10 protein-coding genes are annotated in these 14,872 nt (G+C 37.1%); 2 read left to right on the top strand and 8 right to left on the bottom strand.

Features of this window, described 5'->3' with window-relative positions; all coding sequences use genetic code 11:
- The first annotated feature begins 240 nt into the window (after positions 1–240).
- Entirely contained in the window at positions 241–1,005 is a 765-nt protein-coding gene (locus tag GH741_RS04825) for a FixH family protein (protein WP_153735652.1), read from the top strand.
- Between the two features lie 42 nt (positions 1,006–1,047).
- Here the strand turns inward: GH741_RS04825 and GH741_RS04820 are convergent, their stop codons facing one another.
- Positions 1,048–2,640 carry a peptide chain release factor 3 gene (locus tag GH741_RS04820; RefSeq protein ID WP_153735651.1) on the bottom strand — a complete coding sequence of 531 codons (1,593 nt, stop codon included), beginning with the start codon at positions 2,638–2,640 and terminating at the stop codon, positions 1,048–1,050.
- 1,149 nt (positions 2,641–3,789) lie between these two features.
- On the opposite strand from GH741_RS04820, the gene GH741_RS04815 reads away from it, so the two are divergent.
- Positions 3,790–7,008 carry a DEAD/DEAH box helicase gene (locus GH741_RS04815; protein ID WP_153735650.1) on the top strand — a complete coding sequence of 1,073 codons (3,219 nt, stop codon included), beginning with the start codon at positions 3,790–3,792 and terminating at the stop codon, positions 7,006–7,008.
- 200 nt (positions 7,009–7,208) lie between these two features.
- Here GH741_RS04815 and GH741_RS04810 read toward each other — a convergent pair whose 3' ends face one another.
- The 7 genes from GH741_RS04810 to GH741_RS04780 all read right to left on the bottom strand — a co-directional run bounded on the left by GH741_RS04810 (position 7,209) and on the right by GH741_RS04780 (position 14,844).
- Positions 7,209–7,952 (bottom strand): diacylglycerol/lipid kinase family protein, encoded by a 744-nt coding sequence (locus tag GH741_RS04810; protein ID WP_153735649.1) that lies wholly within the window; start codon positions 7,950–7,952, stop codon positions 7,209–7,211.
- Positions 7,953–8,139: 187 nt separating this feature from the next.
- On the bottom strand, positions 8,140–9,333 hold the full coding sequence (locus GH741_RS04805) for a PDZ domain-containing protein (RefSeq protein WP_153735648.1): 1,194 nt from the start codon (positions 9,331–9,333) through the stop codon (positions 8,140–8,142).
- A 160-nt stretch (positions 9,334–9,493) separates the two neighbouring features.
- Entirely contained in the window at positions 9,494–10,993 is a 1,500-nt protein-coding gene (locus tag GH741_RS04800; RefSeq protein WP_338079244.1) for a S41 family peptidase, read from the bottom strand.
- Between the two features lie 133 nt (positions 10,994–11,126).
- Positions 11,127–12,506, bottom strand: coding sequence for a murein hydrolase activator EnvC family protein (locus GH741_RS04795; RefSeq protein ID WP_153735647.1), 1,380 nt, complete (start codon positions 12,504–12,506; stop codon positions 11,127–11,129).
- 54 nt (positions 12,507–12,560) lie between these two features.
- On the bottom strand, positions 12,561–13,454 hold the full coding sequence (ftsX, locus tag GH741_RS04790) for a permease-like cell division protein FtsX (protein ID WP_153735646.1): 894 nt from the start codon (positions 13,452–13,454) through the stop codon (positions 12,561–12,563).
- On the bottom strand, positions 13,444–14,130 hold the full coding sequence (gene ftsE, locus GH741_RS04785) for a cell division ATP-binding protein FtsE (RefSeq protein WP_153735645.1): 687 nt from the start codon (positions 14,128–14,130) through the stop codon (positions 13,444–13,446). The genes ftsX and ftsE overlap by 11 nt, the downstream gene beginning before the upstream one ends.
- A 414-nt stretch (positions 14,131–14,544) precedes the next feature.
- Positions 14,545–14,844: a c-type cytochrome gene (locus GH741_RS04780; protein WP_153735644.1), complete on the bottom strand. Its 300-nt coding sequence runs from the start codon at positions 14,842–14,844 to the stop codon at positions 14,545–14,547.
- Between the last annotated feature and the right edge of the window lie 28 nt (positions 14,845–14,872).

Below are 14,872 nucleotides of genomic sequence, written 5' to 3'. Positions count from 1 at the left end.
ATTGAAGTGGAATTTATATTAGATAACTATTATTATGCTCTACCTTAGCCGTGTTCACACTACAACGAAACATCAAGGTTTTCTTTATTCACCATATCATGTTATTGGTATTTATTTGTAGAGATATGATTTGACTATAATTTCTTTTAAATGAAATCATTATACATTGTGGATTAATTTGTTATTCCTTATAATCATAAAGGAAGTTTAATTTTAAAAGAAAATGAGAGTAGGGATTTTATGAAACAAGTTATATATTCGGTTGTCTTAGTGTTTATCTTAATTGGCTGCGGCCAAAACAATAACGATTCATCGGATGGTCAGAATGATATTGTTCCTGTAGCAATAAGCGTGGATTTGCAAGCACCAGAAACAGTTGAAATTCACGAAGTAGTAACAATTGAGGCTGTGGTTACTCAAGGTGAAGAGGCAGTTGATGACGCAGATGAAGTTGTTTTTGAAATATGGAAAGAGGCTGCAAAAGAGAGCAGCGAAACCCTTGAATCAAAACACGAAGGTGATGGAGTCTATTCATTAGAAAAGACCTTCGACGAAGAGGGTGTTTACTTTGTTCAATCTCATGTGACGGCTAGGGAAATGCATACCATGCCACAGGCGGAAATTGTAGTGGGCAATCCGGAAGAAACAGAAGAAGCACAAGTAGATGACGCCGACACCTCTGAAGAAGAACATCATCACCATCACGGTGGGGAAGTAACCATTGAGTTTGATCCAGCTTCATCTTCACCGTTTACAACTGGAGAAGAAGTCAAGCTAACCTTAAAAGTTTTTAATGCGGAGGAACCATTGTCCGACGCTGATGTCACACTGGAAATTAAACAGGCTGAAGAAACGGATGCTATTTGGATAGATCTCAAGGAGGAAGAGGCTGGTAACTATTCAGGTCTTACTTCATTAGAACAAGCCGGTAATTACACTGTTACTGTTCATGTCAAAAAAGGCGATATTCACGAGCACCAAGATTTTCCGATAACTGTTGAATAAAGAAAAAATCGCCTTTTCATGATGAAAAGGCGATTTTTTTATTTACTCCGCATAGCTTTGATCATATTTGTTTACTTCAAACAAGTCAGTTAGTTCAACCTTAGGATGTTTATCCTTGAACCATCTAAGGGCAAAATCATTTTTGAATAAGACGAGAAAATTACCTTCACGATCCTTTACTAATAAATTCCTCTCGTCAAATAAAGATGTGTCTACTTGTTCCGCCTTTAACCAGCGTGGTATTCTTTCACCAATTGATTCTAGCATGATTTCAACGTTGTACTCATGCTTCATTCGATATTCAAATACCTCATATTGTAGTTGACCAACAGCTCCAATAATAATTGTCTCCATTGGATGCCCTTTAAATAACTGAATAGCACCCTCTTGAACCAATTGTTCAATACCTTTTCTGTACTGTTTAGATTTCATTACATTTTTAGCTGTTACTCTCATGAACAATTCTGGTGGGAATTGTGGTAACTCATCATATTCAAAGGTATTCTTACTTTCAGTAAGTGTATCTCCAATTCGATAGGCATTCGGATCATAGATACCAATAATATCTCCAGCATAGGCTTCCTCAACCGTACCACCAGCTGATGCAACAAACTGTTGTGTTTGAGATAGCTTAATTGGTTTGTCTGTCCGAGCGAGTTTTACCGTCATACCTCTTTCAAATTTACCTGAACATACACGCAGGAAGGCAACTCGGTCCCGGTGTGCTGGGTTCATGTTTGCTTGTATTTTGAAAACAAAACCTGAAAATTCGTCACTATCAGGACTAACTAAACCATCAGTAGTTCTTCTTGCTGTTGGAGTAGGTGCCATCGAAATGAATGTATCAAAGAATGTTTGGACTCCAAATGGTGCTAGTGCACTTCCAAAAAACACTGGCGTTTGGTCTCCTTTTAGTACCTCTTCTATTGAAAAATCATCCCCGGCCTGGTCAAGTAACTCAAGTTCACCGTTTGTCTCCTGATAGGTTGCGTTATTAACAAGATCTTTGTGTTCTGGATTATCTAATTCTGTATATGGAATATATGACTCTTCTTCATTCCCGTTGTATTTAACAAATTGTTTGTTGTGGCGATCAAAGATTCCTAGGAAACGTTTTCCCATTCCCACCGGCCAATTCATTGGATATGTTTTGATGTCCAACACTTCTTCAATCTGCTCTAACAACTCAAATGGTTCTCTACCTTCACGATCTAATTTATTAATAAATGTAAAAATAGGAATACCACGCATTTTACATACCTTAAATAGCTTAATTGTTTGTGCTTCAATACCCTTGGTTGCATCTATAATCATGACAACACTATCAACTGCTGTTAAGGTACGGTACGTATCCTCACTAAAATCCTCGTGACCAGGTGTATCTAAAATATTAACCTTGTAATCCAGATATGGAAAATTCATTACACTGGAGGTTACTGAGATTCCACGTTGCTTTTCTATTTCCATCCAATCGGACGTAGCAAATTTACCTGATTTCTTTGCCTTAACGGTTCCCGCAGACCGGATTTGATTACCAAACAACAGTAGTTTTTCCGTTAATGTTGTTTTACCCGCATCTGGGTGAGATATAATTGCAAAGGTCTTTCGTTTATTTACTTCTTCACTTATTTTCATAAAAAAATCCCTTCCATTTTAAATATAAATAAAGGTCTAAATTAACATATGATGAGGAAGAACTTCTGCGTTCAACCAAGGGATTCAAAATTACATCGGATTAATTCTCCTTTAATGTATAGTTCACATCTTTAATTATATTTTAGTAACCATTATTTGAATGGTAAATTTATCGTTTACGTCATCTATAAAAAATTGCTCTGTAATAGTAAAAGATAGCATGAGAATGCCGTTAAAGTCAACTATGACAAGAAACTGGATGTAAGATTTAAAAAACATTAATTTACTATTTATATGAAAATCCTCTCACATAAGATTATAATGTCCTTTAATTTCGTAGTAGATATAAATTGCGACGTAACTAACTGCTTTGAATTTTCTATCCACCTTCTCTTTTTAATTGCTGCTAAACACCGTTTCGGCAGAATACTTCGCTTTCCGTGGGCACGACCTCAGCCTCCTCAGAATCAAAGAACGAATCTTCCGGGGTCTTCGGAACGCGCTGTTCCCACTGGAGTCTACGTATTCTGCCTTCACTAGTAGTAGTGTTCTGGTATCGAATAGAAAAATCCCAAGTTCTATGTCTCAAGGACTTTACCGCCTTTAACAGAAAGTTATTCTAAGCTGGCGGATCTTCACTACGCTACTTTTGGCTGTACTTATCCATCTTCCTTTCATTATAGTTGCAATAAGAATGGTGAATAAAGCGGCGAGTAGTCGACTCTTCGAAAATACAGATCAATTTTCATCGTGCGATGTTGATCCAGGAAGATAATTCAAGTCCTGGGCGTTGACTATCAGCTGCTCCTGCGGTAAACCTCGCATGAAGTCCGTTGTTGATTGTTTTAATGTAACGAACTATACCAACGAAGGAAATATATGGAGACTCCTGCGGGATGGGAAAGGCATAGATGAGACCCCACAGTGCGCAGCACGAGGAGGCTCAACAGCCACCCGCGGAAAGCGTAGTGTATTTCCGAAGTGGTGTAAGTTACGCCGCAACTTATAAGTCTTGTGAATCATACAGCAATCTTTTGAAAACAACCTGTAAAAAATAGAAACACAACATCTACACTTGAACGCCGCTATAAGCATTTTTTTGTTATAATGGAAAGATGTTATTTTAATCAACAGAGGATGGGATAAACGTTGAGAACCTTCTTTTTAGATAAACAGGACATCGTTCGTATAACAGGCGAACGTTTTTATAGAAGAGGATATGATTATTTTAAAAAAGGCCGGGTCCATGGCCTTACTTATAACCCATCAATTAATTCATGGCGTGGCCAAGTTCGTGGTACAGAAACCTATAGTGTTCGCGTCTTCTTTTTTGAAGGAGATGAATTAGAAGGAAGCTGCGATTGCCCAGCATATGCAACCCATTTCACCTGTAAGCATATCGCTGCTGTTCTATTAGCAATTGGGCAAGATTCTTGGAGTCAATTAGGTGAAAAGAAAAGCACTAGTGAAACAACTTATTCAACTCCGCCAACTATTCCAAATGATTCATTCTCCACACGAATCATTGATGCATTTTCAAAAGACCAACAAAGTCAATCACGTCAAAAAAGAACCTTAAATATAGAATATATAATTGGTAGCAGAATTAATCCACATAATTCTAAGTCCTTTTTGGAAATCGAACTAAAGATAGGAACGAACAAAACCTATGTAATTAAAAACATTCGCGAATTTCTAGTTCATATAAAGAAGGAGAAACCCTATAAAATTACTCAATCATTTTTGTATGAACCGGATATTCATCAGTTTGATGAAGAAGATCAAAAAATAATAACAAATTTGATATTAGCTCATGAAAATGAGTCTTTATTTGAAAACTCTTTTTCTAATCCTCTACATGATAAACGTACAATCATCATTCCCCCTGGTTTTGCTGATCGTTTGTTGGAGTCAATTAGTACTCAAAAGAATTTTTACAAGTCCTACAGCGGGGAAACAATACCCGGTATTTCTATCTCAGATAAAATAGATACCTTAACATTTGATTTGGATAAGGACAATGAGCAAACATTTAATATCGATGTTTCTGACCTTTCCAACTATGCCTATTTAGAGAGCTATGGTTACCTGTTCAGACAAGGACAATTCTTTCAACTTAGACGAGAACAACAATCAGTAATGGAACAGCTTTATGGTTTGTTACCTTATCGGACTGGCCAGGCCCATCCGATTACCAATGAAAATATCGAATCATTTATCACGAATGTTATCCCTAAGCTAGAAAAAATAGGCAAGGTAAACTATTCAAAAAGTACTCAATCAACGATAAAAGTGGATCCACTCCAAACGATAATCTATCTGGATGAAAATAAGGGAACGCTATTAGCAAAAGTGGAATTTCATTATGGTGATACGATTATTTATCCATATCTGGATGAACAGCCTACTAACGTTGTAGTTCGTCGAGAAATAGCAAAAGAAATGGAAATACTGAGGGACGTTGAGGCCTTTGGATTTGTATATATAAATAAGCAATTTCAATTATTTAAAAATGACTCCATCTATTCGTTTATTAATAAAGGGATGGCTGAGCTAAAAGAAAAATCGATTGTGTTTCTTTCCGAAACCGTCGAGTCAATGATTACACAAGAGCAACCCACGCTTACTTCCACAGTAGATTTAGATAATAAACGTGGTATGCTTGATATTCATTTTGACATTGGTGGAATCTCAAAAAAAGATGTACAGCACGTTTTGCAGGCAATGGTTGAGAAACAACAGTATTACCGGATTCCTAACGGGCCACTTCTTGCTTTAGAAGGAGAGGATTTTGAATCCTTTCGTCAGTTGTCTGATCAGCTGCAATTAAGCAAAAAGCAGTTGGAGCAAGGACAGTTACAAGTTCCAGCAGCGCGAAGCTTCCAAGTCGAAGAGGTGTTAAGTGCGACTTATTTTCAATATAGTGATGCATTTCAAAATCTACTCACTGAATTGAAAAATCCGAATAAGCTCAATTTTACGTTACCTGAATCGATTCAGGCAGAATTAAGAGATTATCAGCTTACAGGATTTCAATGGTTTAAAACGTTGTCCCATTACCATCTAGGTGGAATATTAGCTGATGATATGGGGCTTGGAAAAACAATTCAAACCATCTGTTATTTGGTGTCAGAAAAGGAGGAGAAACCAGAAACGTTTAGTAGTCTTATTGTTGTACCTGCGTCTCTTCTTTACAACTGGAAGAAGGAATTTGAAAAATTCGCCCCTAGTATCAAGATAGAAATTATTATTGGAAACAAGGAACAACGAAAGACAATTATTGCCAACAGTCAGGCGGATGTCTATATTACTTCTTATCCACTCTTAAGAAAAGATATCGAACTCTATGAGAATACACATTTTGATGTGCTCATATTAGATGAAGCACAGGCAATTAAGAATCATTTAACACTTACAGCTAAGGCTGCTCGTGCCCTAAACACAAGTAAACGGTTTGCTCTAAGTGGAACACCAATTGAAAATTCGTTGGATGAATTATGGTCTTTATTCCATACGATATCACCCGGATTATTTGGGAATAAGAAATCATTTCTCGCATTTGAGCATGAGTATATCGCTAAGATAACCCGTCCTTTTATTATGAGACGGATAAAAAAGGATGTTTTACACGAATTGCCCGATAAAATAGAGTCTGTTCAATACTCTGATCTTACGAAAGATCAGAAAGAGGTCTATCTTGCCTATATAGAAAAAATGCAGCAACAAATTACCGAAACTATTAATGAAAAAGGTTTCGAAAAAGGGAAACTCGAAATTTTAGCTGGTTTGACAAGATTACGACAAATCTGCTGCCACCCGCTGTTATTTTTAGATAACTACACAGGTAAATCAGGCAAACTGGAACAGCTTAAGGAATTAGTTCATGACTTACAAGCTAGCGGAAAGCGAGCCTTAGTCTTTTCTCAATTTTCTAGCATGCTAACAATTATTAACCAGACACTCCAAAAGGAACAGGTAGATACTTTTTATTTAGACGGTTCTACACCTTCTGAACAACGAATGGAAATGTCAGAGCGTTTTAATGAAGGTGAAAAATCAGTGTTTCTAATATCATTAAAAGCTGGAGGAACTGGGTTAAATTTAACTGGAGCAGATACGGTAATATTATATGATCTATGGTGGAATCCAGCGGTAGAAGAACAAGCGGCAGGCAGGGCACATCGAATTGGACAAAAGAAAGTCGTTCAAGTCATACGACTAATCACTGAGGGGACAATTGAAGAAAAAATATTTGAAATGCAACAAAAGAAACGAGAACTAGTTGATCAAATTATTCAACCTGGAGAGACGATGCTTTCTAAACTATCTGAAAAAGAAATACGCGAGCTACTAGAAATGAAAAACTAATATCCCTCAAATAATCAATGCCGGCCCACAATAACTAGGGCCGGCTTATTTATTTTCATTATTCATATTTCCAACAATCATTTGAATATGTTTTGGTAACACAACTATTTCAGCCGGCGTTACATCTCGGTGCTCTCCATCACAATCTACTTGTTGTTCCGGCGTGGCAGCGACATGAAGCTTGTCTGTTTGAAAAGAAATTACTCTTCCTCAATCGAAGGCTCCTGAACTAACTTAGACTGAAGCATTGACCAAAATACCTGGACAGACGTTTCCTTTATTAATATTACGTCTAACATCCCATCCTGTATGTCCGCCTTTGGGAAAAACACATTAACCCCTCCAGTAAACATACCATTTCCAACAATCATCATAACTACTTCCTCATCAATACGAACAGACCCAGCATCAAGTTGAACATGAAACGGCTTAGCCTGTCCCATCGTTTGAGCAGTTCGAATATAGTATGCGAGCTGACCAAAGTTTTCTTTGGCATCGGAATCGACGTTTTGTGCTACTTCTGTCACTAGACCAATCCCCCAAAAGTTCAAGAAATAACTATCATCTGCTTTTCCGACATCAACATCTCTAAGTTGTTTTTCAAGTAATTGATCAGTTGCTTTTAGAGGGTTCTGAGACATACCTATCGCTCTAGAAAAGTCATTACTGGTCCCACCTGGTATAATAGCTAATGTTGGCCTATGATCTAATAAACAAATGGCGTTTACAATTTCATTGACCGTCCCATCTCCACCAGCGGCGATAACATAATCCACACTGCTTCCTACTTGATTGACAATGCAAGTTGCATCGCCCTCTTTTTCCGTTTGATACAGTCTTACATCCTGAAATTGATTACGTAATGTTGATGTAATTGTATGAATAAATTTGCTTAACTTCCTTTTACCTGACGCAGGATTGTAGATGATAGCTACCCGTTCCATGGAGGAGAATCTCCTTTCACAATTTATCTAAAAAACATCGATTTTATTACATAAATTCCCGATTTTATTAATTATAAACCGTAATACTTTCGAAGGCATGCTTGAATGTTTTGTGAGTAGATGAGGATTGCTGATAGAAAGTGGAAGGAGCAGCCTGAGACCGCTCCCCATTTTGTAGGATAGCTTTTTATGCTAATCGTTCTTTTTTTCGTCTACGAAACTTATTTTTCGCAAAAACAATACCAAGTTCATAATGCTCTCCTTGATACATAGCACGTTGAACAAACCGGATTTCTCCACGATCATCACGTATATCTAATTTACAAAACGAACTACTTAGTTGTAATGCCTCGTAAAATTCCTGTTCACTAAAGACACGTTCGCCATTTACTTTTATTATTTTTTCGCCTACTAATAACCCAAGTCGCTCAGCAGGTGTTCCTGGAATAACTCCAAGTATGACTAGACCCGTCTGATCGGGTCTGAAAAAAGGACGCAACTGTTGGTCCTTATACTTAAATCGGTATGAGATAAACTCTCTTCCTATAATCGCTATTGAAACAGCCACAATCGACATAATAGCTAAGTAAAGGCCAGATATTGCAAAACCAACAGTTAATAATCCTAAAATCAAAATATACTGACCTAATTCTCTAACACCCTTAATTGGGGAAATACCTTTAACAACATGTTCAAATCCTACCATTAAAGGTAAAACAAGCAACCCGTAGCTTTTCCCACCAATAGAGAAAATAGGCCACCATTCAATAAAAGGTAAGATTAAACCACTAGGAACTAAAGTGAAAAAAGGAATAATTGCAATTTTTTTAATACGGTGTTGACCGACCCATTTTCCTCGATTACCCTTAATAAGCTCTGGAAAAGTTTCATTTCTTTTAACCCGCATCATCATTACTGCTTCAATAATAATAAAAATCCCTAATAATATAGTAAAACTTACTAAATCTACTTGTCCAAACTCTGTTACCAAGTCTGCAGGAACCACATCATTAGGTAAAACTGGAATAAGCAATAAAAGTAAAAAAGTGAAACCAAACGTGTACGCTGCAGATAGCCATGTGAACTTTGTAGCAATAGAAAATAAAAACATAATACTAATTAATAAAAGAATAACTGCATAATTAAAAACAATTCCTAAACCAATTGCAAATAATGAAAGTAAAACACCACTTACTAACGATACCGGCCATGTACGTTTATTCTCCGCAAACATATCGAATATTTTTGTACCAAAATTCTGACGCTCTTTCTTAATTCTTTTCATAGAGGCAAGTATTAATACAATAACAAACCAATATAGTAAAGGATTAAGGAACATTTTGCCTATGCCTTTTGCACTTTCTATTAACCAATCCTCCATTTTGTGAACTCCTTCCAACTACATCACAACACTTACCATATGTACAACAGATTCGATATATTAGGGGGTTTTTCCTGCTTAATCAGTTGAAATCAATCGTAGAAATTTGCACTAAAGAAAATAAATAACCCGCGAGCTTCCTCGCGGATTATTTACCTACCTATTGGAAAAGTACTTGTAACGCTTTTTCTAGTTGATTATCGTCTTCGCCACTTCTTATTTGGTCAATGATACTAGCCTGTAACCGCTCTGCTGTCTGTTCATCAATCTCACCAGTAACAGAAAGGTCATTTGCTTGTTGATAATTTTCCACTGCCTCAACGGTTTGTTGACTAAAGAATCCATCTTGTCTACCTGGATCAAAGCCGAGACCGTTCAGCATAATCTGTGCATTCTCAACCTTTTCACTGCTTTGATTATACGTTAAAGTTTCCTCTACTTGAATAGGGTTAGTATAGAAATATTCTGGTTGCTTGACCTCTATCGTTGGCTCAATCCCATCCTCGTGAATCCAGTTACCATTTGGTGATAACCATTTAAAGAGTGTAAGCTTTATCGTACTGCCATCCCCCATTGGAATAGTTTGTTGCACCGTACCTTTACCAAAACTTGTCGAACCTATAATTTCGTAATTCCCTGCTTCTTTCATTGCTACAGCCAAAATCTCAGAAGCTGAAGCACTTCCTTCATCGATCAGAACACTAATTGGATAATCCTTCATTTCTTCTAACTCAGAAAAGTAACGTGATTTCTCACCATTTCTATCCTCTATTTGAACATAGGGCTGATCCTTTGTGATGAAGTTTTTTAATATTTCTTCCACTGAAGGTAATAGTCCACCAGGGTTTCCACGGACATCAATAACTAGGCCATCAATGCCGTCATTTTCTAAGTTTGTTAATTCTTCATGGAAGCGCTCGGCTGTGTTTTCAGAGAATGAAGTAATTTCAATAACACCTACATTGTTGCCGTCAACTTGTTTAGTTTCTGAATAAACTGTCTCAAGTGGAATATCATCACGAACCAATTCCACTGTAAGTAAATCTGAAACTCCCTGACGCATTATTTCTAACGTGACAGTTGTTCCCTGCTCTCCTCGAATCTTAGAAACTGCTTCATATAAATCCAGGCCCTCTACACTCTCATCATCAACCTTAAGTATTTGATCATTTGGTTTCAATCCAGCTTCTTCTGCCGGTGAGTCTTTGATCGGTGCGATAATAGTTACTCTACCATTCACCATACTAACTTCTGCACCAATCCCCTCGAATGAGGACTCAATCTGATGATTGAATTCTTCCACAGTCTCTTTATCCATGTAAACACTGTAAGGGTCCTCTAACGTGCTCAGCATTCCCTGTACAGCACCCTCAATAAGTTTGTCTTTATCAATTTCCTCCAAGTAATTATCTTGAATGAGATTCATTGCTTTCAGAACTTTAGACATCTCATCCATGCCTTCCACACCATCGAATATTTCCTGTTGTTCATCGGGGCTTAAGTCGACGAACCTGTTTCCTTCATCTGATTCATTGTCAGCAACAGTATCAGTCGATGAGCCTCCTATTTGGGCTAGCTGAACTCCTGCATAGGACCCAACTCCACCTAATAGCAACGCTGCTATTAAGATCCCTACTATGTAACTCTTTTTTATGTTCACGACTATCACCTCTATTTTAATGAATTCTACTGTTGTCGTACTATACTAGTCCACAAAAAGGCATCACACCGAATTTGTGCGATGCCTTCTTACTATAGTTTATGCCATATTTAATCTATTCATAACTGCTTTATTATTTCAAGTATCCCATTGGGTTAAGTCCACCACGGTAGCTCCAGCCACCATTATGTACTTCAAAGTGTAAATGATTTCCAAAGGAGTGACCAGTATTACCCATTCCACCAAGTTTTTGTCCTTCGGATACTGACTGTCCTAAGGATACAGACAAGCTTATCATATGTGCGTAGACCGTAGTTTTATTATACTGCGGATGATACACATATACAACATTTCCGTAACTCGGAGATCGATCTGCTCGCGTTACATATCCAGAAGCTGCGGCAGCTATTTTTGTACCCGCGCCATTAGCGATGTCTATTCCATAGTGATAGCCTAAGCTTCTCCCACCAAAGCCTGAGCTCAATCTTCCAGAAGCTGGCCAGCTGAATATTCCACTACCACCAGCAGAAAGACCTGGTGATGGCTGAGTTGTAGATGTTTCACCAGATGGCGCATCACCGTTAGCAGCAGATGCCTTCTCTTTTTCTTTTGCTAATTGCTCTAACCTAGCTATTTCTTGCTGAGCTTCTTTCTTTGCTCTTTCTATAATAGCTGCCTGGTTACTTAATACACGCCGTTCTTCTTCTAATGACATCTTATGTTCTTCAAGTGCATGTTCCTCTTCTTCTAATTCAGCCATTAGGTTTTCTTTTTCTGTCATTTGACCATTAAGTGTTGCTTGTAATGAGTCCAATTCTTGTTTTTGGCTTACTAGTTCTGTTCTCTTTTCATCAAGTTTAACTTTCTTATCTTCAAGATTTGCTTGTTTAACCTCTAATTCTGTCTGCTTATTATCAAGATCTTCTTTTTCCGCTTTGTGAGTTTCCATGATCCCTTTATCCTGGTCCATGATTTTCGTCACTGCAGACGCTCTGTTGATGAAATCGCCAAAGTTTTGGGCTCCCATCAGAACCTCTAGGTAGCTGATATCTCCACCCTTTTGTTGTAATGCGCGTAACCGGTTTTTTAATAATTCTTCTCTTTCTGCGATACGCTCTAATAGTACAGTGATTTCTCCTTTTAATAGCTCAATCTCTGTCGTCGTCTGCTCAATTTCTAATTCAGTTAGATCAATTTCTGTATTTGTTGCTGTTATCTCATTCTCTTTTATTGTTAATTTAGATTGAGTCTCAGCTAGTTCTGCATCAATTTGAGTAATCTGAGATAACACGTTGTGTTGCTCAGATTGATTTTCCGCAAGTTTATTCTCAGCTTCCTGTGCTGCACTGCTTATATCACTCTGTTCTTCTTTTAAATTACTATTCTCTTGATTAAGTTCCTGGAGTTGTTGTTTTAGTCCTGATATACTCGCAGCACTTACCTGCTGTGAAGTTGGGATGATAGCTGTGATAGTTACTATCATGATAACAAAAAAAGATAACAACTTTTTCATCGATATTTTTCCCCTCTCTCTGTGAAATCTAGTTATCCGGTGATTTTACCTTGGTTATACCTTCAAGAATTTGCGAACACTCATCACGCTACCCCAGACACCGATTGTTGCTCCAATTGACAGGATAATCAATGATAATTGCCATGCAAATGGATTAAAAGGTAACAATTCAATAAAAGTAAATTGAGTCAAGGCACTTACATTGTTGATTAGATAGAGATAACCAGAAACTATCACAACAATTGGAATAATACTTCCTAACACCCCAAGTAATAAACCTTCAACAAAGAATGGCCAACGAATGAATCCGTTCGTTGCACCGACAAGCTTCATAATTCCAATTTCTCTTTTTCTAGCCAAGATCGTAATCTTGATCGTATTTGAAATTAGGAAGATCGCGGTAAATATCAGGCCAATAATTAGACCCAAACCTATGTTTCTAGCAAGTTCATTAAAACGAAACAGATTTTGAACAACATCTTTTCCGTAGTTAACTTCTTGAATATTAGCTATTCCTTCTAATTGTTCAGCTACAGCTAATGTATCTAGTGGATCGGTCGTTTTGATAATGTATGCATCATTTAGAGGGTTGTCCTGTTCAAATAACTCCCAAGAATTCCCTTCTTCTCCCATACTTTCTATCAAGTTAGCTAGCTCTACTTCCTTTGAAGAAAAAGTTACTGAAGAAATTTCTGAGATTTTATTAATCTCACTCTCTATTACTTCAATTTCAGCATCATCTGCAGTCAAATCTACTAATGCTTTAATCTCAACATCTTTTTCTATGTTAGTAGCTATTTGATTTAAGTTAAACATTAATGCCAGGAACGCACCCACTAATACTAGAGTCGTGGTAACTGCACCAACTGAAGCGACAGTCATCCAACCATTACGCCATATATTTTTCGCACCTTCATTAAAGTGCCTTTTTAAAGTTCTAAATTTCATAGCCGTATTCACCTCGATGTTCATCGCGAGCGATTAATCCGCCCTCGATTGCTATAACACGTTTTTTAACTGTATTTACTATCTCTTTGCTGTGTGTCGCCATGATTACGGTGGTACCACTTGCGTTAACTTCTTCTAAAATCTTCATGATTTCCCAAGATGTGTCTGGGTCAAGGTTACCAGTAGGCTCGTCCGCTATTAGTAGCTTCGGATGGTTAACAATGGCTCTAGCAATAGCTACACGTTGTTGTTCTCCACCTGATAGTTCATCGGGGATAAAGCGGGCTTTGTTTTTAAGTCCAACTAAGTCTAAGACTTCCATTACTCGTTTACGTATATTTTTAGGAGTTTCTTCGATAACTTCTAATGCAAAAGCAACATTTTCATAGATTGTCATTTTAGGTAATAGTTTGAAATCCTGATAAACTACACCAATATCTCTACGTAGGTAAGGGACATCCTTCCATTTCATTTTAGGAACGTCCTTATTATTAATGATAATGCTTCCTTTAGAAGGCTTTTCTTCTCTAAATATTAATTTTATAAAAGTAGATTTCCCTGCACCACTCGGTCCAACAACATAGACAAATTCACCTTGTTCAATGGTGACATCAATACCATTTAAAGCTGTTACACCATTTGGGTAAGTCTTATAAACGCTCTGCATTTCTATCATATATCTATCACCTTTTATCATTAGTATGTGGTTTCTCAAAGCAGTCTGAACTTTACTTAAGTAGTAACCTGCATGTTCTGTCGAAATAACAGGTCCTAATTATTATAACATCTATTTTCTATTATTTTAGACATAAAATTATTACATTTGTATTTCAATCCTTGTAATTTTTTGGATATTCGTTTAATATATTGCATTTATATTACAATTATTGGATGTATTTTATCATTTTATTAAAAATTGTAAGTTTTTAATAGATTATAGTATTCCTAAGCCACTACTGGTAACCACTTCCACGTTACTAGTTTCAAATAGCGTTGTAAACATGTTGAAGTACTTTTTAATAGATGAATTTTGAGAACATAAAAAAGCCTGGTAAATGGTAAGTCCCATTTCCAGGCACATTTCACTTTATTATTTTTTAGCAGCTAGCCAAGTCGCTATTAGCTCTGCATCTTCTCCGCGTGCCTTCCCAGCAGTCATTGCACCGATACCGTTGTGAATTATATCCAAAATCTCTTCCTTCGAATACTTTGAACCGATAGATTCTAATGAAGGACCTGCCCCACCACTAAGATCTCCGCCATGACAAGATGCGCAGTTCTGTCTGAAAGCTACCTCAGCAGGATCCTTTGATTCTTCACTAGAACTAGAACCACAACCACTAAGTGCTAATACAGCACCAAAAAATAACATAATTATACTCATCCTCATTATTGCTACCATCCCCTATCAAATAAAT

This window comes from Aquibacillus halophilus, from assembly GCF_009649745.1.
Lineage (GTDB): Bacteria > Bacillota > Bacilli > Bacillales > Amphibacillaceae > Aquibacillus > Aquibacillus halophilus.
Note: the sequence above shows the minus strand (reverse complement) of the source record. Positions and strands in the feature narration are given on the sequence as shown.